The 26169-nt window shown below is 65.7% G+C and carries 27 protein-coding genes and 2 tRNA genes; 16 read left to right on the top strand and 13 right to left on the bottom strand.

Annotated elements, in window-relative coordinates; translation table 11 throughout:
- The first annotated feature begins 57 nt into the window (after nt 1–57).
- Together FOC84_RS15700 and FOC84_RS15695 are read left to right on the top strand one after the other, a co-directional pair.
- On the top strand, nt 58–1398 hold the full coding sequence (locus tag FOC84_RS15700) for a short-chain fatty acid transporter (protein ID WP_173145221.1): 1341 nt from the start codon (nt 58–60) through the stop codon (nt 1396–1398).
- 31 nt (nt 1399–1429) lie between these two features.
- Entirely contained in the window at nt 1430–2158 is a 729-nt protein-coding gene (locus FOC84_RS15695; RefSeq protein ID WP_173145220.1) for an SDR family NAD(P)-dependent oxidoreductase, read from the top strand.
- A gap of 47 nt (nt 2159–2205) precedes the next feature.
- Here the strand turns inward: FOC84_RS15695 and FOC84_RS15690 are convergent, their stop codons facing one another.
- Complete coding sequence (locus FOC84_RS15690; protein WP_173145219.1) at nt 2206–2988, bottom strand: IclR family transcriptional regulator; 783 nt, start codon at nt 2986–2988, stop codon at nt 2206–2208.
- 145 nt (nt 2989–3133) lie between these two features.
- On the opposite strand from FOC84_RS15690, the gene FOC84_RS15685 reads away from it, so the two are divergent.
- Genes FOC84_RS15685 through FOC84_RS15660 form a run of 6 tightly spaced genes read left to right on the top strand, consistent with a single transcriptional unit; the run spans nt 3134 to nt 6947 of the window.
- Entirely contained in the window at nt 3134–3823 is a 690-nt protein-coding gene (locus FOC84_RS15685) for a 3-oxoacid CoA-transferase subunit A (protein WP_013396544.1), read from the top strand.
- Nucleotides 3820–4464, top strand: a complete 645-nt coding sequence (locus FOC84_RS15680; RefSeq protein ID WP_173145218.1) for a 3-oxoacid CoA-transferase subunit B — start codon at nt 3820–3822, stop codon at nt 4462–4464. Before FOC84_RS15685 ends, FOC84_RS15680 begins: the two co-directional genes overlap by 4 nt.
- A gap of 52 nt (nt 4465–4516) precedes the next feature.
- A complete protein-coding gene (gene catC, locus FOC84_RS15675; protein WP_043546701.1) occupies nt 4517–4792 on the top strand; it encodes a muconolactone Delta-isomerase in 276 nt (91 codons plus the stop codon).
- Nucleotides 4793–4805: 13 nt separating this feature from the next.
- Nucleotides 4806–5102, top strand: a complete 297-nt coding sequence (locus FOC84_RS15670; RefSeq protein ID WP_173145217.1) for a YciI family protein — start codon at nt 4806–4808, stop codon at nt 5100–5102.
- A 19-nt stretch (nt 5103–5121) separates the two neighbouring features.
- Nucleotides 5122–5901, top strand: a complete 780-nt coding sequence (gene pcaD, locus FOC84_RS15665; protein WP_173145216.1) for a 3-oxoadipate enol-lactonase — start codon at nt 5122–5124, stop codon at nt 5899–5901.
- Nucleotides 5902–5906: 5 nt separating this feature from the next.
- A complete protein-coding gene (locus FOC84_RS15660) occupies nt 5907–6947 on the top strand; it encodes a cyclase family protein (protein WP_173145215.1) in 1041 nt (346 codons plus the stop codon).
- Between the two features lie 63 nt (nt 6948–7010).
- Here the strand turns inward: FOC84_RS15660 and FOC84_RS15655 are convergent, their stop codons facing one another.
- From FOC84_RS15655 to hemA, 5 genes are all read right to left on the bottom strand, one after another.
- Nucleotides 7011–7574: a UbiX family flavin prenyltransferase gene (locus tag FOC84_RS15655; protein ID WP_173145214.1), complete on the bottom strand. Its 564-nt coding sequence runs from the start codon at nt 7572–7574 to the stop codon at nt 7011–7013.
- A 10-nt stretch (nt 7575–7584) separates the two neighbouring features.
- Entirely contained in the window at nt 7585–7911 is a 327-nt protein-coding gene (gene grxD / locus FOC84_RS15650; protein WP_173145213.1) for a Grx4 family monothiol glutaredoxin, read from the bottom strand.
- Nucleotides 7912–8005: 94 nt separating this feature from the next.
- Nucleotides 8006–8830 carry a peptide chain release factor N(5)-glutamine methyltransferase gene (prmC, locus tag FOC84_RS15645; RefSeq protein WP_173145212.1) on the bottom strand — a complete coding sequence of 275 codons (825 nt, stop codon included), beginning with the start codon at nt 8828–8830 and terminating at the stop codon, nt 8006–8008.
- An 8-nt stretch (nt 8831–8838) separates the two neighbouring features.
- A complete protein-coding gene (gene prfA, locus FOC84_RS15640; RefSeq protein ID WP_173145211.1) occupies nt 8839–9921 on the bottom strand; it encodes a peptide chain release factor 1 in 1083 nt (360 codons plus the stop codon).
- Nucleotides 9922–10011: 90 nt separating this feature from the next.
- On the bottom strand, nt 10012–11286 hold the full coding sequence (hemA, locus tag FOC84_RS15635; RefSeq protein WP_173145210.1) for a glutamyl-tRNA reductase: 1275 nt from the start codon (nt 11284–11286) through the stop codon (nt 10012–10014).
- Between the two features lie 344 nt (nt 11287–11630).
- On the opposite strand from hemA, the gene FOC84_RS15630 reads away from it, so the two are divergent.
- Nucleotides 11631–11706, top strand: a tRNA-Phe gene (locus FOC84_RS15630).
- A 94-nt stretch (nt 11707–11800) separates the two neighbouring features.
- On the opposite strand, the gene FOC84_RS15625 is transcribed toward FOC84_RS15630, so the two are convergent.
- On the bottom strand, nt 11801–12433 hold the full coding sequence (locus FOC84_RS15625) for an isochorismatase family protein (protein ID WP_173145209.1): 633 nt from the start codon (nt 12431–12433) through the stop codon (nt 11801–11803).
- 33 nt (nt 12434–12466) lie between these two features.
- Nucleotides 12467–13438 (bottom strand): Bug family tripartite tricarboxylate transporter substrate binding protein, encoded by a 972-nt coding sequence (locus FOC84_RS15620; protein WP_254241981.1) that lies wholly within the window; start codon nt 13436–13438, stop codon nt 12467–12469.
- Between the two features lie 154 nt (nt 13439–13592).
- On the opposite strand from FOC84_RS15620, the gene FOC84_RS15615 reads away from it, so the two are divergent.
- The 7 genes from FOC84_RS15615 to FOC84_RS15585 all read left to right on the top strand — a co-directional run bounded on the left by FOC84_RS15615 (nt 13593) and on the right by FOC84_RS15585 (nt 22961).
- On the top strand, nt 13593–14546 hold the full coding sequence (locus FOC84_RS15615; RefSeq protein ID WP_173145207.1) for a LysR substrate-binding domain-containing protein: 954 nt from the start codon (nt 13593–13595) through the stop codon (nt 14544–14546).
- Nucleotides 14547–14576: 30 nt separating this feature from the next.
- Nucleotides 14577–17072, top strand: coding sequence for a mechanosensitive ion channel family protein (locus FOC84_RS15610; RefSeq protein ID WP_173145206.1), 2496 nt, complete (start codon nt 14577–14579; stop codon nt 17070–17072).
- Between the two features lie 35 nt (nt 17073–17107).
- Nucleotides 17108–17183, top strand: a tRNA-Phe gene (locus FOC84_RS15605).
- 112 nt (nt 17184–17295) lie between these two features.
- Entirely contained in the window at nt 17296–19035 is a 1740-nt protein-coding gene (locus FOC84_RS15600) for an ABC transporter ATP-binding protein (RefSeq protein ID WP_254241980.1), read from the top strand.
- 40 nt (nt 19036–19075) lie between these two features.
- Entirely contained in the window at nt 19076–19843 is a 768-nt protein-coding gene (locus FOC84_RS15595; protein WP_173145205.1) for a hypothetical protein, read from the top strand.
- Nucleotides 19844–20050: 207 nt separating this feature from the next.
- Entirely contained in the window at nt 20051–20446 is a 396-nt protein-coding gene (locus FOC84_RS15590) for a hypothetical protein (RefSeq protein ID WP_173145204.1), read from the top strand.
- A 127-nt stretch (nt 20447–20573) separates the two neighbouring features.
- Nucleotides 20574–22961 (top strand): copper-transporting P-type ATPase, encoded by a 2388-nt coding sequence (locus FOC84_RS15585; protein WP_173145203.1) that lies wholly within the window; start codon nt 20574–20576, stop codon nt 22959–22961.
- A 27-nt stretch (nt 22962–22988) separates the two neighbouring features.
- On the opposite strand, the gene FOC84_RS15580 is transcribed toward FOC84_RS15585, so the two are convergent.
- From FOC84_RS15580 to FOC84_RS15560, 5 genes are read right to left on the bottom strand one after another with little or no spacing between them, the layout of a single operon-like run.
- Nucleotides 22989–23840 carry a nucleotidyl transferase AbiEii/AbiGii toxin family protein gene (locus FOC84_RS15580; RefSeq protein ID WP_173145202.1) on the bottom strand — a complete coding sequence of 284 codons (852 nt, stop codon included), beginning with the start codon at nt 23838–23840 and terminating at the stop codon, nt 22989–22991.
- Complete coding sequence (locus FOC84_RS15575; protein WP_173145201.1) at nt 23837–24436, bottom strand: type IV toxin-antitoxin system AbiEi family antitoxin domain-containing protein; 600 nt, start codon at nt 24434–24436, stop codon at nt 23837–23839. Before FOC84_RS15575 ends, FOC84_RS15580 begins: the two co-directional genes overlap by 4 nt.
- Before the next feature lie 39 nt (nt 24437–24475).
- Nucleotides 24476–25180, bottom strand: coding sequence for an RNA polymerase sigma factor (locus tag FOC84_RS15570; RefSeq protein ID WP_173150173.1), 705 nt, complete (start codon nt 25178–25180; stop codon nt 24476–24478).
- 21 nt (nt 25181–25201) lie between these two features.
- Nucleotides 25202–25570: a cupredoxin domain-containing protein gene (locus tag FOC84_RS15565; protein WP_254241978.1), complete on the bottom strand. Its 369-nt coding sequence runs from the start codon at nt 25568–25570 to the stop codon at nt 25202–25204.
- Nucleotides 25563–26090: a DUF4142 domain-containing protein gene (locus tag FOC84_RS15560; protein WP_173145199.1), complete on the bottom strand. Its 528-nt coding sequence runs from the start codon at nt 26088–26090 to the stop codon at nt 25563–25565. Before FOC84_RS15560 ends, FOC84_RS15565 begins: the two co-directional genes overlap by 8 nt.
- Nucleotides 26091–26169 lie beyond the last annotated feature (79 nt).

Raw genomic sequence — 26169 nt, 5'->3', positions numbered from 1 at the left:
GACGGGCCGGGCAAGACGCGAGAAAACCCAGCCTTACCAGAGTTTGTAGGGAGCATCATGAATAAACTGGCTTCATTCTTTACCGAGCTGATGCGCAAGTATCTGCCCGACCCCTTCGTCTTCGCGATCGCGCTGACCTTGCTTACCGTGCTGCTGGCCATGGGCATCGAAGGCCAGAGCATCGGCGACGTCACCCGCGCCTGGGGCAAGGGCTTCTGGAGCCTGCTGGCCTTCACGACCCAGATGGCCGTGATCCTGGCCATGGGCTACGTGCTGGCCACCGCGCCGCTCACCGACCGCCTGCTCAACCGCATCGTCAGCCATGTGCACAAGCCGCACACCGCCATCATCGTCGCCACCTTGGTCGGCGGCGTGGGCAGCTATCTGAACTGGGGCTTCGGCCTGGTCATCGGCGGCATCGTCGCCAAGAAGTTGGCGCTCAAGGTCAAGGGCGTGCACTACCCGCTGATCATCGCCGCCGCCTACAGCGGCTTCACCATGTACGGCCTGGGCCTGTCGGCCAGTATCCCCGTGCTGGTCGCCACCCCCGGCCACCCCACCGCCAAGCAGATGGGCACCATCCCGCTGTCGGAAACCATTTTCTCGGTGCCCATGCTGATCACCAGCCTGGTCATCATCGTGACGCTGCCGCTGCTCAACGCCTGGCTGCACCCGAAGAAGGGCGAGAAAATCGTTGAAGTGGACCCGGCCATCGACCGCGACGCCAACGCGTCCAACGCCACTGAAGACATGCTGGAAAAAGGCACCATCGCCTCCAAGCTGAACAACAGCCGCATCCTGAGCATGCTGATCGGCGCGCTGGGCATCGCCTACGTGACCTTCCACTTCATGGACGGCGGCTCGCTGGACCTGAACCTGATCAACTTCATCATCCTGTTCCTGGGCATCATCCTGCTGGGCACGCCGGCCGCCTACGTCGCCAAGCTGACCGAAGGCATCAAGACCATTTCCGGCATCATCCTGCAGTACCCCTTCTACGCCGGCATCATGGCCATCATGGCCGCCTCCGGCCTGGTGACCTCGATCTCGCAAGTGTTCGTGGACTTCGCCACGCCCGCCACGCTGCCGTTCTGGGGCCTGATCAGTTCGTTCTTCATCAACTTCTTCGCGCCGTCCGCCGGCGGCCACTGGGTCATCCAGGGTCCGTTCATGATCGACGCCGCCAAGGAAATCGGCAGCGCGCTGAACCAGACCACCATGGCCGTCATGCTGGGCAACGCCTGGAACGACCTGGTGCAGCCCTTCTGGATCCTGCCGGCGCTGGCGCTGTCCAAGCTGAAGCTGCGCGACGTGATGGGCTATACCGTCATCATGATGCTGTGGGTCGGCGTGATCCACATCACCGCGGTCCTCCTGTGGGGCTATCTGACCCACTGACCCAAGCGCTTACTTTAGGAACGGAACTGATATGAGCAAACCTACTGCGTATCTCGTGACCGGCGGCAGCGCCGGGATCGGGGCTGCGATCATCCGCATGCTGCTGGATGCGGGGCACACAGTCGTCAACATCGACTACAAGCTGCCCGAGAACCCGCCCGCGGGACTGGTGTCGTATCAAGCCGACCTGACCGACGAAGCGCGCACCAAGGAAGTGGCCCGCGAAGTAACCGCGGCCTACAACATCGTGGGCCTGGTCAACAACGCCGGCGCGACCCGCCCCGGCACGGCGGACACGGCCACGCTGGCGGACCTGGACTATGTGGTCAACCTGCACCTGCGCACCGCGCTGATCCTGGTGCAGGCCGCGCTGCCCGCCATGCGCGAGGCCGGCTTCGGCCGCATCGTGAACATGTCGTCGCGCGCCGCGCTGGGCAAGCCGGACCGCGTGGTCTATTCGGCCACCAAGGCGGGCCTGGTGGGCCTGACCCGCACGCTGGCCATGGAATTGGGCGGCGACGGCATCACCGTCAACGCCATCGGTCCCGGCCCCATCGCCACCGATCTGTTCACCAAGAGCAATCCGGCAGGCGCGCCGCAGACCGAACGCATCATCAACAGCATCGTGGTCAAGCGCCTGGGCACGCCCGAAGACGTGGCGCGCGCGGCGATGTTCTTCTTGTCTCCGGACAACGGCTTCGTCACCGGCCAGATGCTGTACGTCTGCGGCGGCACGACGCTCGGCGTCGCGCCCATCTGAGGCCAGCCATGCGCACGCCGGCCGCCCTCTTCCATCCCCTGCCCCGCCTAGCGGCGCAGCAGGGCGTGGTTGATCTGGTCGGCCGCGCGGCGCAGGGGCGGCAGGAATGCCGCCAGCATTTCCTCGCGCGTAAAACGGTTGGCATGGCCGCTGACGTTCATCGCGGCGATCACGCGGCCGCTGCGGTCCATGATGGGCACGGCCACCGACTGCAACCCAGGCTCCAGTTCCTGCGCGACGCAGGCGTAGCCGTCGGCGCGCACGCCGGCCAGCACGCGCTTGAGTTCGGGGATATCGGTGACGGTATGCGGGGTGTAGGGTTGGATCTGGCTCAGCGCCAGCACCCGGTCCAGCTCCAGCTCCGTCAGGCCCGCCAGCAGCACGCGGCCCATCGAGGTCGCCCAGGCCGGCAAGCGGCTGCCCACGGCCAGGTTGATGGTCATGACCTTATGTGTGGACAGGCGCAGGATATAGACAATGTCCGCGCCTTCCAGCACCGACACGGAACACGATTCCCGCGTCTGCTCGGCCACTTCTTCCATGTACGGCAGCGCCAGGTTCCACAGCGGCGTGCCGGACAGGTAGGCGTAGCCCAGTTCCAGGATGCGCGGGGTCAGGGAGAACTTGCGGTCGTCGATGGTGACGTAGCCCAGGTGCTCCAGCGTCAGCAGGATGCGGCGCGCGCCGGCGCGGGTCAGCCCGGTCACGGCGGCGACCTCGGACAACGTCATCTGCGAACGGTCGGGGCCGAAGGCCCGGATCACGGACAAGCCGCGCGCGAAGGACTGCACGTAGCTGTCGCTGGGTTGCTGGGTATCTTGCTCGGCCATCCGTCTACCGCAAAAAGAGTAAATGGAGATGACGCCGTGCCGGCTCGCCTTGACGCTCGGCTCATCCCCATGAAACGATGTTCTTCAGAAGAACGAAAGTTCTAATTAAGAACAAATTATGACACGCCACCTATGAGCAAACATCATGATTTCTAAGCTTGTTGCAAGCGCGGCGGCCGCCCTGGCGGACGTACCCGACGGCGCCACCGTCATGATCGGCGGCTTCGGCACGGCCGGCCAGCCCATGGAACTGATCGACGCCCTGCTGGAGCAGGGCGCGAAGGACCTGGTCATCATCAACAACAACGCCGGCAACGGCACCACCGGCCTGGCCGCCCTGCTGGGCGCCAACCGCGTGCGCAAGATCATCTGCTCGTTCCCGCGCCAGGTGGATTCGCAGATCTTCGACGGCCTGTACCGCAGCGGCAAGATCGAGCTGGAACTGGTGCCCCAGGGCAACCTGGCCGAGCGCATCCGCGCCGCCGGCGCCGGCATCGGCGCATTCTTCACGCCCACCGGCTACGGCACCCCGCTGGCCGACGGCAAGGAAATCCGCGAGATCAACGGCCGCCAGTACGTGCTGGAGTATCCGCTGCACGCCGACTACGCGCTCATCAAGGCCGAGCGCGGCGACCGCTGGGGCAACCTGGTCTACCGCAAGACCGCCCGCAACTTCGGCCCCATCATGGCCAGCGCGGCGCGCGTGGCCGTGGCGCAGGTGCGCGAAGTGGTCGAGCTGGGCGAGCTGGACCCGGAAACCGTCGTGACCCCCGGCATCTTCGTGAAACGCGTCGTGCAGATCGCAGCCACCCCGGCCGCCAAGGAGCAGCAATGAGCACCAAACTGACCCGCGACCAGATCGCCGCCCGCGTCGCTCAGGACATCCCTGAAGGCGCCTACGTGAACCTGGGCATTGGCCTGCCCACGCTCGTCGCCAACCATCTGCCGTCCGACCGCGAAGTCATCCTGCACACCGAAAACGGCATGCTGGGCATGGGCCCCGCCCCCGCCAAGGGCGAGGAAGACTACGACCTGATCAACGCCGGCAAGCAGCCCGTGACCGAGCTGCCCGGCTGCTCGTTCTTCCATCATGCCGACTCGTTCGCGATGATGCGCGGCGGCCACCTGGACATCTGCGTGCTGGGCGCCTTCCAGGTGTCGCAGCACGGCGACCTGGCCAACTGGCACACCGGCGCACCCGACGCGATTCCCGCCGTGGGCGGCGCGATGGACCTGGCCATCGGCGCCAAGGACGTGTTCGTGATGATGGAACTGCAGACCCGCGAAGGCCAGAGCAAGCTGGTCGAAGCCTGCACCTATCCGCTGACCGGCGTGCGCTGCGTCTCGCGCGTGTACACCGACGTGGCGGTGTTCGACATCCGCGCCGACGGCGTGACCGTCATCGACATGTTCGGCGACACCACCGCCGACGAGCTGCTGCGCCTGACCGGCCTGCCGCTGAAGTTTTCCCGCTGAGTTTTGTGCGCGCTCCGGCTTCGCCGGAGCCGCTTTACAGGAGAGAGTCATCATGTTGTTCATGGTTCAAATGCAAGTCAATCTTCCCGTCGACATGCCCGCCGACCGCGCCGACAAACTGAAGGCCGACGAAAAGGCCCTGGCGCAGCAGCTGCAGCGCGACGGCAAGTGGAAGAACCTGTGGCGCGTGGCCGGCCGCTACGCCAACGTCAGCATCTTCGACGTCGAAAGCAACGACGAGCTGCACACGCTGCTGTCCTCGCTGCCGCTGTTCCCGTACATGGACATCAACGTCACGGCGCTGGCGCGCCACCCCTCGGCAATCTGACCAGGAGCGGCTGATGCCCTACATCATCGAAACCTTCGACAAGCCCGGCCACCAGGAAGTGCGCCAGCAGCATCGCGCCGCGCACCTGGAATACCTGGACGCGAACAAGCAGCTGCTGCTGGCCTGCGGCGCCAAGCTGCAGGACGACGGCAAGGACGCCGGCGGCGGCCTGTACATCGTGGACCTGGAAACGCGCGAAGCCGCGCAGCAGTTCATCGACGCCGATCCGTTCTCGCAGGCCAATCTGTTCGACCGGGTCAACATCACCCGCTGGCGCAAGGCCTACGTCGACGGCGTCTGCCATCTGTAAACGCAAGGAATAAACCCACATGTCTTACGCCGATCTCAGCCAGGCACGGCTGTACTACGTCATCGATGGCCCCGCCGACGCGCCGGTGCTCGTGCTCTCCAACTCGCTGGGCACCTGCTCCGACATGTGGGCCCGCCAGATTCCCGAACTGAGCAAGCACTTCCGCGTGCTGCGCTACGACACCCGCGGCCACGGCAAGTCGTCGATCCCCGAAGGCGAATACAGCTTCGAGCAACTGGGCAACGACGTCGCCGAACTGCTGGCGCACCTGAACATCAAGCGCGCGCACTTCTGCGGCCTGTCGATGGGCGGCCCCACCGGCCTGTGGCTGGCGCTGGCGCGTCCCGAGCTGCTGGACAAGCTGATCCTGTGCAACACGGCCGCGCGCATCGGCTCGGCCGAAGGCTGGAGCGCCCGCATCTCAGCGGTCGCCGAGCAGACGCTGGAAAAGATGGCGCCCACGCTGGTCGAACGCTGGCTCACCGACAGCTACCGCGCCGCCGAACCCGGCCTGACCCAGGTGCTGATCGACATGCTGCGCCGCACGCCGGACGCCGGCTATTCGGGCAACTGCGCCGCGCTGCGCGACGCCGACTTCCGTGAGCAAGTGGGTGGCATCAAGGCGCCCACGCTGGTCATCAGCAGCACGCACGATCTGGCCGCCACCCCGGCCCAGGGCCGCGAGCTGGCCGAAGCCATTCCCGGCGCGCGCTATTTTGAAATGAACACCTCCCACATCTCGAACTGGGAGCAGCCGGAAGTCTTCACCCGCGCGGTCGTCGACTTCCTGAAGGGGTAAGCGGCATGCAGCGCTGGAAAAACCGGCCCGAAGGCTCCAATTGGGGCGACTTCGGGCCCGACGACCAACTCGGCCGCCTGAACCTCATCACCGAAGAACAGGTCCTGAAAGGCGCGCGCGAGATCCGCGCCGGCAAGACCTTCTGCCTGTCGCTGCCGCTGGACCTGCCCGGCGGCAACGTGCTCAACCCGCGCCGCCATCCGCCGCAACTGAGCCCCACGCGCCTGGCGGACACGCCCTACCTGAACTTCCCGCTGCGCACCGTCAACCCGGACGCGGTGGACGTATTGAGCGACGACCAGGTGCTGCTGTCCATGCAGTATTCGACGCAATGGGACGCGCTGGCCCATGTGGGCGCGCTGTTCGATGCCGACGGCGACGGCAAGCCCGAACTGCGCTACTACAACGGCTACCAGGCCGGCGTGGACGTCATCGGCCCGGCCGACGGCGACCATACCGGCTGCGGCTGCAACAGCGGCGGCCCGTCGGCGGCCTTGAAGCTAGGCGTGGAAAACCTGGCGCAGAAAGGCATGCAGGGACGCGGCGTGCTGGTGGACCTGTTGCGCCACTACGGCCCCGGCCGCACGCTGATCGGCCACGCGGAACTGATGCATGTGCTGAAGGCCGACGGCATCAGCGTCGAAACCGGCGACATGCTGGTGCTGCGCACCGGCTACGCGGAAGCGGTCGTCGCCATGAACGGCACGCCCGACGCCGACACGCTGCACACCTACGGCGCCGCGCTGGACGGCACCGACCAAGCGCTGCTGCAATGGATCACGGACAGCGGCATCGCCGCCATCTGCGCCGACAACTACGCCGTGGAAGCCTATCCCGCGCGCGAGAAATCCGGCCCGCGCGCCATGCTGCCGCTGCACCACCATTGCCTGTTCAAGCTGGGACTGCCGCTGGCGGAACTCTGGTACCTGAAGGACCTGGCCGACTGGCTGCACGCCAACGGCCGCCACCACTTCATGCTGACCGCCCCGCCCTTGCGCTTGCCGCATGCCGTCGGGTCGCCGGTCACGCCGATCGCGACAGTGTGATGGCCGCAAACCACGCAAATGGAAAAAGCCCCTGGCGACAGGGGCTTTTTCATGCAGCGGCCGCTACTTCATGCCTTCCCAGTGCGGCCCCGGCACGACGATATCGAACAGCTCCAGCACCCGCGCCACGGTGTGGTCCACCATCTCTTCGATGGAGGCGGGCCGGTGGTAGAACGCGGGCAGCGGCGGAAACACGATGCCGCCCATTTCGGTCACGGCCGTCATGTTGCGCAGATGCGCCAGGTTGAACGGCGTCTCGCGCACCATCAGCACCAGGCGCCTGCGCTCCTTGAGGGTGACGTCGGCGGCGCGGGTGATCAGGTTATCCGACAGGCCGTGGGCCACGGCCGCCAGCGTGCGCATGGAACACGGCACGATCACCATGCCGGCGGTCTGGAACGCGCCGCTGGCTAGCGTAGCGCCCACATCGCGCACGCTGTGCACGTGGTCGGCCAGCGCATAGACATCGTGGCGGCCAACGTCCAGCTCGTGCTTGATGTTCAGCACGCCGGAGGCCGACACTACCAGATGCGTTTCGACATCGTCCACGCCGCGCAATGCCCGCAGCATGCGCACCGCGTAAAGGGAGCCGGTGGCGCCCGTGATGCCGATGACCAGTCGCCGCATGGGCTACTGCTTAGGCCGTTGCGCCGGATTGCTCCAGCAGCGTCTTCAGTTCGCCGGATTCATTCATCTCGTTCATGATGTCCGAGCCGCCGATGAATTCGCCACCCACGTACAGCTGCGGAATCGTGGGCCAGTTGGAGAATTCCTTGATGCCCTGGCGGACTTCGTCGTCCTCCAGCACATTGACGGTGACCAGCTTCTTCACGCCACAGCCCTTCAGGATCTGAATGGCCTTGCCGGAAAAGCCGCATTGCGGGAACTGGGCGGTGCCCTTCATGAACAGCACGACGGGGTGCTGGGTCACGGTTTCGCGGATGAATTCTTGAACGTCGCTCATGGTGGTCTCTTGGACAGGCATAACGGAATATGCCAATTATAGGTACAGTGGGAAAATCCGCCCGGATACCCCGGGCGCCCCGCCGGGAATCGGGTCAGGCAGGCAGCCTGCCGCCGGAAATACGCTCGATGCCGGCCAGGTCCTTGCGGCTGTGCACCTCCTGGAATCCAGCCGCCGCCAGCAGGTCCCGGACCGCCTGCGCCTGGTCCCAGCCGTGTTCCATCCACAGGGCGCCGCCCCGTTTCAGGTGGCGGCCAGCGCCCTGGACGATGCGGGCCAGGTCTTCCAGCCCGCCCGCGCCGTCGGTCAGCGCCCCGCGCGGCTCGAAACGCACGTCACCCTGGTCCAAGTGCGGGTCGTCGCAGGCCACATAGGGAGGATTGGACACGATCAGGTCGAAACCCTCGCCTGCGGGCACGGCCTCGTACCAGCTGCCTTCGACCAGGCGCACGGACGCGGCCAGGTCCCAGGCGTTGGCGGCGGCGACCGCCAGCGCGGCCGCGCTGACGTCGGAAGCCATCACCCGCGCGTCGCGGCGCGCCAGCGCAATCGAAATGGCGATCGCGCCGCTGCCGGTGCCCAGGTCCAGCACCGCGGGCGCGGCCTGGCCGGCCAGGCATTCCAGCGCGGTCTCCACCAGCACCTCGGTATCCGGGCGCGGGATCAGCACGTCCGGGGTCACGCGGAAGCGATGGCCCATGAATTCGCGATGGCCCAGCAGATAGGCCATGGGCTCCCCGGCCAGGCGCCGCTGGGCCAGGGCCTCGTAGGCCGCGGCCGTCTCGGGCAGCAAGGGGTCCGTGTCATGCGCCAGCAGCCAGGCGCGCGGCTTGGCCAGCACGTGCTCCAGCAGCATGCGCACCTCCAGGCGGGGCAGGCGCGTGTCGAGCAGCAGGCTTTTCAGCTGGGGCGGCGTCATGGCCGGGCTCAGATATCGTCGCCCAGGGCCGCCAGCTGCTCGGCCTGGTGTTCGGCGATGAGCGCACCGGTCAGCTCTTCCAGATCGCCTTCCATGATCTGCTGCAGCTTGTACAGCGTCAGGTTGATGCGGTGGTCGGTCACGCGGCCCTGCGGGAAGTTGTAGGTGCGGATGCGTTCGGAACGGTCGCCCGTCCCGATCAGGCTCTTGCGTTCGGCGGCTTCCTTGCTCTGCCGCTCGCGGGTTTCCTTGTCCTTCAGGCGCGCGGCCAACACTTGCATGGCCTTGTCCTTGTTGCGGTGCTGCGAGCGGTCGTCCTGGCATTCCACCACCAGCCCGGTCGGCAAGTGGGTGATGCGCACCGCCGAATCGGTCTTGTTGATGTGCTGCCCGCCCGCGCCGCTGGCGCGGAAGGTGTCGATGCGCAAGTCGTTCGCGTTGATGACGATTTCCGACATCTCGTCGGCTTCGGCCATGATGGCCACCGTGCAGGCCGAGGTATGGATGCGGCCCTGCGCCTCGGTGGCGGGCACGCGCTGCACGCGGTGCGCGCCGGACTCGAACTTCAGGCGGCCATAGGCGCCGTCGCCGTCGATGCGCGCAATCACTTCCTTGTAGCCGCCCAGTTCAGAAGCGCTCTCCGACATCAGCTCCACGCGCCAGCCGCGCTGTTCCGCGTAGCGCGTGTACATGCGCAGCAGGTCGCCCGAGAACAGCGCGCTTTCGTCGCCGCCCGTGCCCGCGCGGATTTCCAGGAACAGGCTGCGCCCGTCATTGGGGTCACGCGGCAGCAGCAGCAATTGCAGCGCGGCTTCCAGTTCTTCGAGCTTGACGCGGCCGGACTTGATCTCATCCTCGGCCATGGACTTCAGGTCCGGATCGGACAGCATTTCCTGGGCCGCGGCCAGATCATCCTCGGTACGGGCGAAGGCGGTGAACGCCTCGACCACCGGCTCCAGTTCCGCGCGTTCGCGCGAGAGCTTGCGGAAACGGTCCATGTCGGACGCGGTTTCCGGTTCGGCGAGCAGGGCGTCGACCTCGATGAGGCGATGGCACAGGTGCTCCAGCCGGCTGCGCATGGAAGATTTCATGGGGAAGGACCAAAAAGAAAAGCGGGAAAGCGGATAGCGGGCGCCCAAAAGACGAACGCCCGCCAGGAGGCGGGACGTGGGGCAGAGTCGCTAACGGCGGGAGTCGCGGCCGGGGAACAGGCGCGGCATCCAGGCAAGCAGCTGCTTGCGGTCGTCGCCTTCGCTGCGGTTCAGCGCCGCCAGCGGGCCGTGCAGGTACTTCTGCGTCAAGCCGTGGGCCAGCTGCTCGAGCACGGCTTCCGGCGATTCGCCCCGCGCCAGCAGGCGGCGGGCGCGTTCCAGCTCGGCGCTGCGCACGTCCTCGGCGGCCTGGTGCAGGTCGCGGATGACGGGCACCACTTCGCGGGACTGCATCCAGTGCATGAAGCCCTGGACGCGGGTTTCGATGATGGCTTCGGCCTGCACCACGGCCGCGCGGCGCGCGTCGGTGCCGGTCTGCACCAGGCGGCCCAGGTCGTCCACCGAATACAGGTAGACGTCGTCCAGACGGCCGACTTCGGGTTCGATGTCGCGCGGCACGGCCAGGTCGATCATGACCATGGGGCGGTGGCGGCGCAGGCGCGTGGCCCGTTCCACCATCCCCAAACCGAGGATGGGCAGGGAGCTTGCCGTACAGGAAACGATGACGTCGAACTCGGACAGGCGGTCCGTCAGGTCCGACAGTTTCATGGTGCTGGCGGCAAAGCGGTTGGCCAGGACCTCGGCGCGTTCGGCCGTGCGGTTGGCCACCACCATGCTGCGCGGGCGCTGCGCCGCGAAGTGCGTGGCGCACAATTCGATCATTTCGCCCGCGCCGATGAACAGCGTGCGGGCCTGGTCCAGATTGCCGAACACGCGCTCGGCCAGGCGCACCGCGGCGGCGGCCATGGACACCGACTGCGCGCCGATGGCGGTCTGCGACCGCACTTCCTTGGCCACCGAGAAGGTGCGCTGGAACATCTGGTGCAGCAAGGTGCCCAGCGCCCCGGCTTCACCGGCCGCGCGCACGGCGTCCTTCATCTGGCCCACGATCTGGGTCTCGCCCAGCACCATGGAGTCCAGGCCGCTGGCCACGCGGAAAGCGTGGCGCACGGCATCGTCCTGGTGATGGCGGTAGAGATGCGGGCGCAGCGTGCCGGCGTCCAGGCGGTTGTAATCAGCCAGCCAGGCGGGCAACTGATCGGCCACGTGGCCGTCGGCGGCGCAATAGATTTCGGTGCGGTTACAGGTGGACAGGATGGCGGCTTCGCGGACCGAGCCGCCGAACGCCGAGCGCAGGCCTTCCAGCGCGGGCTTCACCAGATCGACGGGCATGGAAACACGCTCGCGGACCGAAACCGGCGCGGACGTGTGATTCAGACCGAAGGCAAGGACAGCTACCGACATGTAGGAAGGATGGCTGGGCCATCCGCGCGTAAGCGTTAAGTACTGCCACCAAGAACGAGGCGCCGCAAACCGGGGTTATGCAAACCTGAATGCAGCGTCAGACCGCTAATCATTATACCCCCGCGGGTTATCCCCAGGCCATTTCACCCCCTGGCCGCGACCTTGGGTCGCACCTTTCGTGCCGTCCACCCAACAGTCCGCGGGGCCAGCGACGGAATTCCGGCTGGGGCGTCGCGATTTCGCCCCACGATTCCGCCTGCAATCCGGCCGGGACCAAAATATCCACAGTTTTCTGCCTCAACTGGCACAAGCCTCAAAAATTGTGTATAGTTGCGGACTTCGTTGGCCTGGTAGCTCAGTCGGTAGAGCAGAGGATTGAAAATCCTTGTGTCGGTGGTTCGATTCCGCCCCAGGCCACCAAAAAGATTCAAGCAACGAGCGCCGCCTTGGCGGGGCTTTTTGTTTTCTTCGCCGATGTCGTCCGTCGCCAAACCTTCTGGCGGCGCTCGACCCGCTACGCCGCCCGATGCGCGCGGATGAATTCGAGCGCGTCCCGCTTGGACACCACGTCCCCGTACTTGCTGTCGATATCGAAGAGATTGGCCTCATGCGGATCCGGATGAAGGTCCCCCACCCCCTCCCGCACCACGATCACGTTCAAGCCATACTGCACGCCATCCACCGCAGTCGCTCGGACGCAGCCGCTCGTGGAGCACCCCAACACGATCAAGGTGTCGACCCTGGCAGCCATCAGCGTGCTGGCCAGGCTGGTGCCAAAGAAACTGCTGGCGTACTGCTTGTGCAGGACGATCTCGCCTGGCAAGGGCTCCACCCCGCCACAGAACTCGTTGTAGGGCGCGCGCTTGAACAGCTCAAGAATGGGGGACTTGCGATACCAGGCGCCGGCGTCGGCCAGCGTGCCGGACTGGTGCGTGATCGTGGTGTGGATGACCATCATGCCGGCATCGCGCGCCGCACGCAGGATTTCCGCGCCATGCGCCACGGCGTCCACGACGCCTGCGCCGAACATGGGCGATTCTTCCCGCGTATAGGCTTGCACGAAGTCGACGAGCAGCAGCGCCGCCTTGTCGCCAAAGCCGACTCGATGCCCCCACACGCCCTTGTAGTTTTCCGCTGCACTGCTCATGCAAAACTCCAAAACAGAAGGATTTGGCCGCCGTCACTCCACGCGGGCGCCGGTCTGCTCGATGATTCCGGACCACGTCTTCAGGTCAGCGTCGATCAGCTCCGAAAACTGAGCGGGCGTTGTGTTCGCGGCTTCCGCGCCCTGGGCCTTCAGGTTGGCTTGAAACGACTTGTCCGCAAGTACGTCCGAGGTTTCGCGGCGCAGCGTTGCGACGACGTCCGCCGGAGTCCCGGCCGGGGCGAACAGGCCATACCAGGACATGGCCGCGACGCCAGGCACGGTCTCCGCGATGGTCGGCACGTCCGGCAGCAGCGATGAACGCTCGGACGACGCAACGGCAAGCAGGCGCAGCTTGCCGGCATGGACGAAGGACATGACGCTGGGCCAGCTCGTGAACGTCACCGACACCCGGCCAGACACCATGTCCGTATTGGCGGCAGACGCCCCCTTGTAGGGGATGTGCAGCATATCGACGCCTGCCGCCCGCTTGAACATTTCGCCGAGCAGATGATCGAGCGTGCCGTTGCCCGCGGACGCCATGTGCAGTTGGCCCGGCTTGCTTTTCGCCAACGCAATCAGGTCCTGCACGGTCTTTACCGGCAGCTCCGGATTGACGATCAAGACATACGGAGCCGTCGCCACCAGGCCGATGGGCTCGAAGTCCTTCTTGGGATCGAACGGCACGGTCTTGTAGACGAACGGGCTGATGGTATAGCTGCTGCCCACGGTCAACAGCAGGTTGTAGCCGTCCTGGCTGCCGCGCGCCGACACGCCGATTCCGATATTACCGCCCGCACCCGCCCGGTTCTCCACGACGAAAGTCTGATGCAGGCGCTCGCCGATTTTTTGGGCGAAGGGCCGGGCGACCGCGTCATTGGCCCCTCCCGGTCCGTGCGGAACAATGACCGTGACGGCCTTGGCCGGGTAGCCTTGCGCGTGGACGGCGCCGGACTGGGCAATAACCAGGGGAAAACTCAGCGCAAAGAAACTCAGTGTCTTTTTCATCTTGATCAATTCGTTCGAGTTGAAGTGGAACTTCCATGCTGCGACTGAAACAACCAGGTTGAAGGGAATTTTCGGCATCGGGATCGATATCGTCCAATACGAATTAAGGAATCATCTATAGTGTTTCCAAATAAATTGGACGGAATGCCCAGCCATGGACTTGCGGCAGCTTCGGTACTTTGCGGCGATTGCGGAAGAACAGAGCTTCACGAAAGCGGCCCAGAAGCTGCACATTTCGCAACCGCCACTCAGCCAGCAACTGAGCAACCTCGAGGACGACCTCGGCGTGCGTCTTTTCATACGCACCAGCAGAAGCGTCCAGCTCAGTGAAGCGGGCAGCGTGCTGCTGCCCCATGTCCACGCCGTGCTGGATCGCCTGGACGAAGCCAGGCTCCAGGTGCAGCGCATGGCGCAGGGCCTGGAAGGGTGCGTGACGCTGGGCCTGACCGGGTCGCACTTCCTCGGCACGTTGCCGCGGTTCATCCGCGAGTTCCGGCAGGAGCGGCCGCGGGTGGACGTGGCCTTGAAGGAGATGCCTCCCGCCGATCAGCTGACCGGGCTGCAGGACAGGCGCCTGGATCTGTGCCTCTCGCGAGGCGTCCCTGCCGATCCGGCATTCTCAGCCGAGCTGCTGTGGCACGATTCGTCGGTGGTGGTGCTGCCGCCCGGCCATCCGCTGTCGCAGCGCAAACGGCTACGCCTGCACGAATTGAAAAACGAGGACTTCGTCTTCTTCCGCCTGGGATCGTCCATCTTTGCCGACTCGGTGTACCAGGCCTGCCTGTTTTCGCGCTTTGAACCGAAGATCGTCCAACAGGTGGTGGAAGTGCCCGCCGTGGTCAATCTGGTGGCCGCCGGACTGGGCGTTTCCATCGTTCCCGAATCGATTGCGCGCCTGCGCGCCGATGCCGTCGCGATCTGCGAACTGAGCCATGAAAAAGACATGCCGCGGATCTCATCCAGCGTCTATCTGATGCGCCGGTCCGACGAGGATCGCCAGGTCGTGCTGGGATTCGCCGCCGCGCTCAGCCTATGGGCCAAGGATTCGATGCCCGCGCCTCTTTCGCTGGCACGCCTTCCGCGATATCGTAAGACGCCCTCTCCGTAGCCCGCCGCATCCATCCACCGGAGCCGCGACATGCGCGCCCAAGCAACAGCAAGAGCAAAATCGCTTTTCGGTCTGATTGCACTGCTGGCCAGCCTGCTCGGCCCCGTCTACGCCCAGGGCGCCGCGACGGCGCCGGCCCGCCCCGCCCCGGCTTCCACGCAGGCCCATGCGATCCTGGTGGCGGAAATCCCGCTGCGCGCGGACACCGACCACCGCTATGCCGAAAGCGTCATGGAACGCATCGCGGGAACCGACCCCACCGACTCGCTGGCGCCGCGCCTGGAATCGATTTCCCGGTCCGTCGACGAAAAGCTCCAGCAGTTCCAGCCGGCCCAGTTGCGCACCCTGCCCATCATGCGGCTGGAAAGCCTGGAACGGCACTGGATGTTCGACGCACGCCGTTTCGCGGACTGGCAGGAGGACATGCGACAGGCGACCGCCGCATACGCCAGCGACGCGGCCGAACTGGCGCGCCGCCGCGAGGCATGGCAGGCCCTCAAGATCGCGCCTGGCGCCGCCGACCTGCCGCCCGCGCTGACAGGCCGGATCGATTCCGTCATTGCCCAACTGACGCGGGCCGAACAAGCCCTGTCCGTGCCCCTGGGCCGCCAGATTGAGCTGGGCCAGCGCGCCAACTCCGTCGAAGAGCGCATCCAGGCCGGGCAGCGCGCGGTCGCCGGCGCCATCAGCTACATCGACGCCCGCCTGCTCGAACTGGATGCGCCACCGCTATGGGCCGCGACCTTCACGCCCACCGCGCGCAGCGATGCGATGGCCTATCTGCGCACCGGCCTGGACATGGAACTACGCTTCGCCCGCCAGTACGCGGCGGCCGATACCGGCAACCAACTCGCCCTGCACGTGCTGCAAGTGGTGCTGCTGCCCCTGCTGCTATGGCTGGCCTGGCACAGCCGCCACGCGATCCGGGCCGGCGAAATGAGCGCGACGGCCGCGCGGGTGCTGGGGCGCCCGCTGTCAGCCTGGCTGCTGCTGGCCATGATGGGCGTGCAGCTGCTGGAATCGGACGCCCCGCTGATCGTGCTGCAGATCGCGCTGCTGCTGGCGGTCGTGCCCGTGCTGCGCCTATTGCCGCCGACCGCGCGCGACCAGCTGGACCTGTGGCCCTACGCCATCACCGGGCTGTATCTAGCCGAGCGGCTGGGCATTTTCTTCCTGGCCAGCGAAACGCTGTACCGGTTGCACAACCTCGTCATCACCCTGCTGGCCCTGGCCACGGCGCTATGGCTGCACGCTCGCGCCAAACGCCGCGGCACCCTCCAGGCTTCCGGCCGGCTGCACCAGGCCGTGCGTATCGGCGCCTGGGCCGCGGTGGCGCTGCTGACCGTTGCCGGCTTCGCCAACCTCGTCGGCAACCTGTCGATGGCGGAAATGCTGACCAGCGCCGTCATCAGCAGCGGCTACTTCGGCCTGATGCTCTACGCCGGGGTCACCATCATCGTCACCCTGCTGCAACTGATGCTGGCCCGGCCCGGCGTATCGCGCTTTCGCATCGCACGCGAACACGCCCCGCCCCTGGTGCAGCTGCTGATCCGCCTGGTGATGGCCAGCGCCGTCGTGGGTTGGACCCTCTACACGATGGACCGCTTCCGCATCCTGCGCGGCAGCTACGCCTTCACCACGAAAGTGCTGTCGTACACGCTGGCGCTCGGGGACATCACCCTCAGCCTGGGCAACATCCTGGTGTTCGCGATCTCGGTGTTGATCGCGTTCTGGGCCGCGCGCGCGATCCGCCTGGTGCTGCACGATGAAGTGCTGGCCCGCATGCCGCTGCCACGCGGCGTGGGCAACAGCATCGCCTCGCTGACCTACTACTCGGTGCTGCTGCTGGGCCTGGCGGTGGCGCTGTCGGCCGCCGGCGTCAGGACCAGCCAGCTGGCCCTGGTGCTCGGCGCCTTGGGCGTGGGCATAGGCTTCGGCCTGCAGAACGTGGTCAACAACTTCGTGTCGGGCCTGATCCTGATGTTCGAGCGCCCGATCCAGCCCGGCGACGTGGTGGAAATCGGCGAAACCTCCGGACAGGTGCGCGAGATCGGCATGCGCGCCACCCGCATCAGGACCTTCGAAGGCGCCGACGTGGTGGTCCCGAACGGCACCCTGCTATCGGAGAAGCTGACCAACTGGACCATGCTGGACCGCAACCGCCGCATCGAGATCAACGTCGGCCTGGCCTACGGCACGGACCCCGCGCAGGCCATCGAACTGCTGGGCTCGGTGGCGCGCGGCACGCTGGGCGTCTCCACCCAGCCGGCGCCCATCGCGCTCTTCATGGGCTTTGGCGCCAGCACCCTGGATTTCAGCATCCGCGCCTGGACGCCGGACTTCGACCAGTGGATGTCCATCCGCAGCGACATGCTGTCGCGGATGTACGAGGCGCTGACGCAGGCCGGCATCCAGATACCGTACCCGCAGACCGACCTGCACCTGCGCAGCATTTCCCCGGAAGCCGGCGCCGTCCTCGCGCAAGCCCACCGCAGCGCGCCGGACGGCGGGCCGCCGCCCACATGACGCGGATATTGTGTATAGTGGCGGACTTTCGCGTTGGCCTGGTAGCTCAGTCGGTAGAGCAGAGGATTGAAAATCCTTGTGTCGGTGGTTCGATTCCGCCCCAGGCCACCAATGAATTCAAGCACTTGGCCCCGCCTTTGGCGGGGCTTTTTGCTTTGGAGCGCGGCGGCGTTTGTCGGATAGCATAGTCATGCCGCGCCACTCCTGACTTCCCCTCCACGCGATGAAGCCTGATTCTTCTTCCCCCTCTTCCTCCATCGGCATGGGCCGCGCGGCGCTCGTGCTGTACCGCGCGCTCTGGCACTATGCCGACGGCGCGCGGCGGCAGCTGATGGGCGCCATCGCGCTGCTGTCGGGCGCGCAACTGGTCAAGCTGACCCTGCCCTGGCTGGCCTCCCACGCCATCAATGCCTTGCAGCAGAACGACATGCCCACGGCCGGCCTGTGGATCCTGTTCCTGGTCGGCAGCTACATGATGTCCTGGGTGTTTCACGGACCGGGACGCGTCCTGGAAGGCAACGTGGGCGTGCATGTCCGCGAACGGCAGGCCGACGATCTCTATGCCCGCATCGCCGCGGCCCCGCTGACCTGGCGCGACGGCCGGCATTCCGGCGACCTGCAACACCGCGTGCTGCAATCCAGCCGCGCATTGTCGACGTTCGCCCGCAGCATGTACGGATACCTGCACAGCGCCTTGAATTTCATCGGCCCGCTGGTGGCGTTGACCTTGCTGTCCCACGTCAGCGGCCTCATCGCCGTGAGCGGCTACCTGATCATCGCCCTGGTCACATTGCGCTTTGACCTCGCGCTGATGCGCCTGGCCCATTCCGAAAACGACCAGGAACGCCGCTACGTCGCGGCGCTGCTCGACTTCGTCAGCAATGCCGGCACCGTGATCGGGCTGCGGCTGCAGGCCGCCTCGCGCAAGATCCTGGGCCGCCGCCTGGCGGCGGTGATGAAACCGCTGCGCCGCGCCCTGTGGATCAACGAGGTCAAGTGGTGCGTGGTGGACCTGGCGGGCATGTGCCTCACCTGGATCCTCGTGGTGGAGTACGTGCTGCGGCACCGCGAGCCAGGGCAGGCGCTATTGCTGGGCACCATTTTCATGATCTATCAATACGCCCAGCAGGCCGCGTCGGTGGTCAGCGCCATCGCCTCCAACTTCCAAAGCTTCGCGCGCATGCACACCGACTACAGCAGCGCCGAACCCATCTGGCAGGCGCCGGGCGACCCCAATGCCGTCGTGCCCGCCGTGCAGCCCGAAGCACCGTGGCAGACTCTGGAGTTGCGCGGCGCCACCTGGCGCTATTCGGATGAAGGACGCGGCGGCCTGCATGGCGTCGACCTGGTATTGCGGCGCGGCTCTCGCGTCGCGCTGATCGGCGCCAGCGGCGGCGGCAAGAGCACGCTGTTGCGCACGCTCGCCGGACTCTACCCGCCGCAACAAGGCGAGCTGCTGCGCGACGGCCAGCCCGTGGACTGGGCCGAACTGCGCACGCTGGCCACGCTGATTCCGCAAGAGGCCGAAGTCTTCGAGGCCAGCGTGCAGGAGAACCTCACCTTCGGCGAACCTGCCGACACGGCGGCGCTGCAAGCCGCCGTGCATACCGGCGTGTTCGACGAAGTGCTGCAACGCATGCCCGAGGGCCTGGCCAGTCCGATGAATGAGCGGGGCAGCAACCTGTCCGGCGGACAACGCCAACGCCTGGCCCTGTCACGCGGGGCGCTGGCCGCGCACGGCAGTTCCTTGCTGCTGCTGGACGAACCCACCAGCGCGCTCGACCCGCAAGCCGAAGGCCGGGTGTTCGACCGCATGTACGCCGCCTTTCCGACGGCTTGCATCGTGGCCTCGGTGCACCGGCCCAGCCTGCTCAACCGCTTCGACACCATCGTGGTGATGGAAGCCGGACGCGTGGTCGATGCCGGTCCGCGCGACGAAGTGCTGGCCCGGCATCAGCCTTGATGAACAACTTCTGCCGGCCAGGCGTCTACACTCAGCGTCCATGACACAGCCGCCCACCACCCACACTGCGCAGCGTCCACCCGGCCGAAGGCGCGCGAGCCTGCTCGTCTATGCCTGCCTGGCGATCAGCCTGGCGTTTGTCTTCCTGGGCGCGGGCATGATCCGGGACGGCGCCGATGCGGGCATTCCTGTCACGCTGTTCTTCGGCATCTGCGCCGCGACCGCCGTCCTGCAGATATGGCCGCAACTGCTCCAGCGCGACTCGCGCTCGGCCGCAACAATGCTGGTGCGGTATCCAGGCCCCCTGGAGCTCAAGGCAGCGAAAGGCAAGCTGCTGGTGTTCTCTCTGCTGTCGGCGGGCTTTGGCGGTGTGATCCTGTGGATGCTGTTGCACGAGTCGCTGCCGCCGCTCAAGCAATTTATCCTGTGGCCGGGCGCCGCGTTCTTTCTGCTCGGCGCGGTCAAGCTGCTGGTGCGCGCCGCCAAGGACGATACCGCCCTGCGCCTGGGCCGTGATGGCTTCGAGACGCGGCAGGTGTGGAACGGCAGGACGATACGCTGGCAAGACACCAGCGAGTTCACCGTGATCAGCGTCAGCCGCGCGGTGCCCAAGCTCATTGTTTTCGACGACGCGGCGGTCGAACGCAGCGGCACTGCGGGGCTCAACAGGCATGTCGTCGGGCGTAATTCCAGCTTGGGGGAAACTTACGGGCTGACCCACGAGGCGTTAGCTGAATTGCTCAATGCGTGGCGCAAGCGGGCGCTGGAGCAGGATGCGATTTTTACGCGGTGGCCTGAGAACCGCTGACTGCTGCTCTTCACCTGATCAGTCCGAAATACGTGTACGCGTTTCGGACGCGCCGCCATATCAGGGATCTCATAGGAGTTGGCCGGCTGACGTCTCGGATGCGCCCTCCAACATTACAAAAAAGTAATCCCCACGTAACCTCCCCGCCCCCGTCAGCCCCCCACACTGGAGTCCATGCACTTCCAGACCACAGAAAGGAGCTGACTCATGAAGACCCTGACCACCTTGTTCAGCGCGTGCGCGTTGAGCCTGGGATTGATCGGCGCGGCCCACGCGCAGGCCGGGAACGGCGACCATGCCACGCATCATCCCGCGCCGGCTGCGGCGGGCGAAGCGGCCACGAAACCGCAGATGGCGCCGGGCGCCGGCATGATGAAGAACATGGAGGCGCACATGCAGGCCATGAACGGCATGCACCAGAAAATGGCTGCGGCCCAGACGCCTGAAGAGCGCCAGGCCTTGATGGCCGACCACATGAGGTCCATGCCCGCCAATGGCCCCGACATGCAAGGCTGCCGCCAGATGATGGGATCGATGATGAACCCGACGGGTGATGCGCCCTCGGCGGCGGAACCTGCAACTTCCCCGGCGGCCAAGGGCTGATCGGCATGAGTCATCGCTGCGGCCCGCTCCGCAGCGATGCCACTGCGGCAAGCGGTAGCACCGCAAACACCCTGCCTGGGCATAATAGGCGCACGAAGGATCACACCGGCACTCGAAAGGGATGGGTATGAATCACTCTCGTCACGGCGACGCGGCATCGAAGGAAGGCACGCTCTACGTGTGTCCCATGCACCCGGAAATCCGCCAGGACCATCCGGGACGCTGCCCGAAGTGCCAGATGCATCTGGTGGCGCAGGGACAGGCAGAGGATCAGGCTGCGCCTGCGCACGGCGGCCATGATGCGCACCAGCATCACCATCACGGCCACGATCACGGCAACCGCCACGCAGGCCACGACGCCGCCGCCCCACTGCCAGCCGCGCCCGCCGATGTCCCCACCGATGTCCCCGCCGGCACGATCTACACCTGCCCCATGCATCCCGAGATCCGCCAGGATCATCCGGGAAACTGCCCCAAGTGCGGCATGACGCTGGAACCGCTCATTCCGCTGGACGAAGAAGACAATACCGAACTCAAGGATTTCCAGCGCCGCTTCTGGTGGACACTGCCCCTGACCCTCATCGTGGCCGTGATGGCCATGTTCGGCCATCGCCTGGGCTGGTTCGACATGGCAACCCAGAGCTGGCTGGAGCTGGCGCTGTCCCTGCCGGTGGTGTTCTGGACAGGCTGGCCGTTCTTCGTGCGCGGCTGGCAATCCCTCGTGCATCGCAGCCCGAACATGTGGACCTTGATCAGCCTGGGCACGGCGGCGGCTTTCATCTACAGCGTGGTCGCCACGCTGACGCCGGGCGTGTTCCCGGATTCCTTTGTATCGATGGGGCGCGTGGCGGTGTACTTCGAGGCCGCCGTGGTCATTATTTCGCTGACCATGCTGGGGCAGATCCTGGAGCTGAAAGCGCGTTCGCAGACATCCGCCGCGATCAAGGCCCTGCTCGGGCTGGCACCCAAGACGGCGCGGCGCATCAACGCCGACGGCAGCGAGGAAGACGTGCCGCTGAACCACGTGCACGTCGGCGACCTGCTGCGCGTGCGCCCTGGCGAGAAGATTCCGGTGGACGGCGCCGTCACCGAGGGCCGCAGCGCCGTGGACGAATCCATGCTGACAGGGGAGCCCGTGCCCGTCAGCAAGCGTGAAGGCGACAAGCTGATCGGCGCCACGCTCAACACCAGCGGCACCCTGGTGATGCGATCAGAAAAGGTCGGCGCGGCCACCATGCTGGCGCAGATCGTGCAGATGGTCGCCAACGCCCAGCGCTCCAAGGCGCCCATGCAGCGCATGGCGGACGTGGTGGCGGGCAAGTTCGTCATCGCCGTGGTGCTGGTGGCGATCTCCACGCTGTTGGTGTGGGGCTTTTTCGGACCGGAGCCCAGCTGGGTGTATGGCCTGATCAACGCCGTCGCGGTGCTCATCATCGCCTGCCCCTGCGCGCTGGGGCTGGCCACGCCCATGTCGGTCATGGTGGCCACGGGCCGCGCCGCGGCACAGGGCGTGCTGTTCCGCGACGCCGGCGCGATCGAGAAGATGCGCGAGGTCGACACGCTGATCGTGGACAAGACCGGCACCCTGACCGAGGGCAGGCCGGCCTTCGACACCGCGATCGCGGCGCCGGGATACACCCCCGACGAAGTGTTGCGCCTGGCAGCCAGCCTGGACCAGGGCAGCGAGCATCCACTGGCCGACGCCATCGTCAGTGCGGCGCGCGCGCAGGGCCTTGCGCTGGCCAAGGCCGAGGACTTCGATTCCGGCAGCGGCATCGGCGTGCGCGGCATGGTGGAAGGCAGGCGCCTGGCGCTGGGCAACACCGCCCTGATGGAACAGGAAGGCGTGCAGGTGGACGCTCTGCGCGCGGACGGCGAACGCCTGCGCGGCGAAGGCGCCAGCATCATGCACCTGGCCGTCGATGGCCAGTTCGCCGGCATCCTGGCGGTGACCGACCCGATCAAGCCCAGCACGCATGAGGCCATCCAGAACCTGCACGACAGCGGCCTGCGCATCGTGATGGCGACGGGCGACGGCCTCACCACCGCCCGCGCCGTCGGCGCCGCGCTGCGCATCGACGAGGTGCACGGCGAGGTCAAGCCGGCCGACAAGCTGGCGCTGGTGGAAAAGCTGCAAAAGGACGGCCATGTGGTGGCGATGGCGGGCGACGGCATCAACGACGCCCCCGCGCTGGCGCGCGCCGACGTGGGCGTGGCCATGGGCACGGGCACCGACGTGGCCATGAACAGCGGCCAGGTGACCCTGGTCAAGGGCGACCTGCGCGGCATCGCCGCCTCGCGCCAGATCTCGATCGACACCGTGCGCAACATGCGGCAGAACCTGATGTTCGCCTTTGTCTATAACGGCATCGGCGTGCCAATAGCGGCGGGCCTGCTGTATCCCTTCACGGGCTGGCTGCTGTCACCGATGATCGCGGCGCTGGCGATGAGCCTGAGTTCGGCTTCGGTGATATTTAATGCGTTGAGGTTGCGGGGTGCGAAAAGAGCGGTCTAGGACAACTCCGGCCGTGCGAGACCAAAGCTACTTTTTCATTGCTGCCAGCCATAGCGGCCGTATCGCCCCCACGGCTTCATTCAGCGACACTTTCGCCAACCCATTCTTGCGCAGGAAGGCATCCCACTGTTGCACCTTTCTTTCGTCTTGGACGAATTCATCAGCCAACCCCAAAGGGAAATCTGCCGGAGCCGGCGTTTCGCGGCGTGCGAACGTCGCGCGCACTGCGCGCGCGAGCATTCCATCATCGAGTTCTGCGCGCCGCGCCATCACCCAAAGATCGAAGTAATCCTTCATGCGTGTATTGCCCATGCCCAGTGAAACGATGGCTTCCAGTTTTTCTGCGATAACTGTGTACTGGGGATAAACCTGCAGGCGTGGCGCGGGCATGTCGCCGAAGATGACGGGATACTGCGCCTCTTCCGGCCCAGGAACGACCGCATCTCCAAAGCCTATATCAATCTGTACCGGACATCGTGCGCCGTCCAGAGATCCAGCCAGATTCACGCGAATGCCAGCATAGTTGGCTTCCTTGCGAATTTCGGCAGCCCTTACCGACTCAGGCGGAAAGGTCATTCCGTCCTCGCAAGCGATGGCGCTGATCTCTTGAAACACGGCCATCAAGTGCGGCACTTCCGCGAGCGTGAATCCTAGGAGATCGGCATCGTGCGTCGGACGGTGCGGCATGTCGAACCATAGGTCAAACAGCAACGAACCCTTCAACAAGAACTGCTCGCGGTAGGGTGAGATACTCAGGCGATAAAGAATGCGCTCCAACGCATAGCGGGTGAGCAATAGGTTGAAATTCTGCTTATCCGCGCGCGCCTTGTTGAGCAGCCGCGCCCGCACCGATGCCGCGATATTGCGAGCGACAGTCATTCCAGACTTTCAAGATAGGGGCGCATTACGTTGGCCACCCTGCATAGCTTCGCATAGCGCCACATTTCATCGCTGGTCATACGTTTTTCGCGCCACGCTTCACGCAACGCCTCCAGGGCAACGTCCAGGCCAATTTTATTGCGGAACTTGAAGCAATCTGCCACGGTCTTGGCGACTCCCGTGACGTGGATGGGTACACCATCAGCCACATGCTCCTCTACCCCTGCGGCCAGCGCACTTGTGGAAAACCGCAGAACACGCAATGGCGGATAGTCGAGCTTCGGTGCCGCCGCTTTGTTGCCGATGGCAAGCCACACTTCGCGCGGCGCCTGAGTCGTAAGGCCATGAAAGCGGAGCGCCGACAGCAGGCAAATGACTCCCTTGGGTACGCGCCGGGCCGTCTCGGCCAATGTCGCGTGCTCGGAAATCCGGCGCGATGACAAGCCATACAGTCCCCGGCCTACGCGCTGCAATTGGCCCTGGCGCACGGCACGGGTAAGCGTCACGCGGGCAATACCTTGCGGGGCCAAGTCCCGGGCGCGGATCAGCCCCTCTTCGCGGGCCAAGGCCAGAAGCTTTTCAGTGGCGCTTGTCATCCGGCGATATTGTTCCAATAAGTAGGTACATGTCAATAATTACCGATCTTTTGGAACATGCGCGCTCCCGCCCAACCGCGCCAGCGTCCTCGCCACCACCCTGTCGCAATCATCGCCATCGAACTCGAACAAGCTCTTCTCCACCACCCCTACATCCCGCGAAAGCGCTTCGCGCAGCAAGGCATTGGCCCGAAAATGGCGGCTGCGGACCGTGGCCTCGGGGATGCCCAGGCAATGCGCCGTTTCCTCGACGGACAGTTCCTCGACCGAGCGCAATACGAACACGGTCCGGAACGAGACCGGCAAGGCATCCAGCCGCGCTTCCAACAGGCCTCTGAGTTCGGCGCGGGCGGCGGCGTGGTAAGGCGGGTTGAAGTCGTGGATGGTCATCGCATCAACCTCATTCTCTATGTCGTCGGCGATGGGGCACAGCGCTACGCGGCGGCTGTGCTTGCGCAGCCGGCCGTAGCATTCGTTGAGCAGCAGCCGCGACAGCCAGGTGAACAGCGTCGATTCGCCGCGAAACTTGCCCATGTGCCGGTAAGCCGCCAGATAGGCTTCCTGCAGCGCATCCTCGGCGTCGGCATCGTTGCGCAAGGTGGCCCGCGCCAGGCGGTAGAGCCGCCGGTTGTGCCGCCGCATCATCAGTTCGAATGCGGCCTGCTCGCCCGCCGCGATGCGGTGCGCGAGCGCCAGGTCGTCATCCTCGGCCGGCGTTGCCGCCAGCGCCGCAAGTGCAGTCATAAGCCAGACCTCCGCCATGCGTCATTGCGCGATCAAGGTGCCCTGCATCGTAGGATGGAACAGGCAGACATAGGCGCTGCCGCCCTCCTCCCGCACAGTGTAGGTCCAGGAGGCGCCGGCTGCGATAACCCCTGAGTCGAAGGCCTTGGAAACCGCGGTGGCGGTATGCGGGACCAGGTCCTTGTTGATCCACGTCACCTTGTCGCCCCGCTTGAGGGTCAGCGTCGCGGGCGTGAACTGCATCCCTTCGATGGTCACCACATGTTCGGCCAACTGGGTGCCGGGCGGGTTCTGTTGGGCGGTGGCGGGCCCGCCCGCCAGCAGCAGGCCCGCGCAGAGCGCGGCGTAGCATCCCCGCCCGCGCGCCCCGGGTGTCGTCGTGTCAGCCACCGCTGAGCCTCTTTTGCAGGGATTTGGCATGTTCCAGGTGCGCGATGAACGCGGGCCGCACCTTGACCAGCAGCGCCTTCAGCTCCGCGTTGTGCGCGCCCGGAATCAGGGTGGTGTCCAGCGCCTGGATCACGGCCTCGTGATAGGCCACCTCGTGATCCACATACGCCTTATCGAAGGCGGCACCGCTCATGCCCTTGAGCGCGGCGAGGTTCTTGTCGCCGCCTTGCTGCAGGCTGTCGCTGGTCGGGTTCGGTTCGGGCGTTACCTTGAGCTTCTGCACCAGTTCGCCGGCCGACTTGTTGACGGCGGCATGGTCGGTCACCATCAGCGTGGCGAACTCGCGCACTTCCTTGTTGCCGGTCCTGTCCTGCGCCAGCTTGCCGGCGTCGATGTCGACCTGGTTGGCGACCACGACTATGGCCGCGATCTGCGGATCCGTCGGTCCGTTGCCGTGGGCAAACACCCCGCAGCTCACCAAGGCCAGCGCATAGAACCATCTTGCTTGAATCGCTTTCATCTCATCCCCCGAAACCATGGATGCAGGCGCGGCCGGATTGGCCAGGAACCTTGCCTGCTTATGGGGTTGGATGTCGCGA

Origin of the sequence: Achromobacter pestifer (genome assembly GCF_013267355.1) — a bacterium.
Taxonomy (GTDB): domain Bacteria; phylum Pseudomonadota; class Gammaproteobacteria; order Burkholderiales; family Burkholderiaceae_B; genus Achromobacter; species Achromobacter pestifer_A.
Note: the sequence above shows the minus strand (reverse complement) of the source record. Positions and strands in the feature narration are given on the sequence as shown.